This window comes from Kocuria sp. ZOR0020, assembly GCF_000800955.1.
In the GTDB taxonomy this organism is placed as follows: Bacteria; Actinomycetota; Actinomycetes; order Actinomycetales; family Micrococcaceae; genus Kocuria; species Kocuria subflava.
The window spans coordinates 1-309 of the sequence record NZ_JROX01000425.1 but is presented as its reverse complement, the minus strand read 5'-3'; the positions used below and the strand labels follow the sequence as shown (position 1 = coordinate 309).

Here is a 309-nt window from a genome sequence, read left to right as displayed (position 1 = left end):
ATTCATTCTTTTTTATCCTCCGTTTGTTCTTCTTCCACTTCTGGAATATTTACACCATTCTTTTTGATAAGTTTGAGTAAACCGGCAAACATAGGGCTGATACTTGCAATTAAATAAACAAATTGTCCGACAAAGTACAACAAACCTACGTTAATCACAGTTTGAGCAACATCTGAAGTAGAGGGTGTTTGTGTAAAGTAAAAGACTGCATATAAAACCCATAGGGAAAATATCACTGTCAAGTCAATTACAAGTCTACGTTCGAAAGGTGGGTTCATTGCTTCTCTATCTTTAACCCATGTAGCGAAT

The 309-nt window shown here is 35.6% G+C and carries 1 protein-coding gene; it reads right to left on the bottom strand.

The window, feature by feature from the left end:
• Positions 1-2: 2 nt before the first annotated feature.
• Positions 3-309: hypothetical protein (locus L979_RS15615; RefSeq protein WP_047692894.1), on the bottom strand; the 307-nt coding region annotated here is incomplete at its 5' end.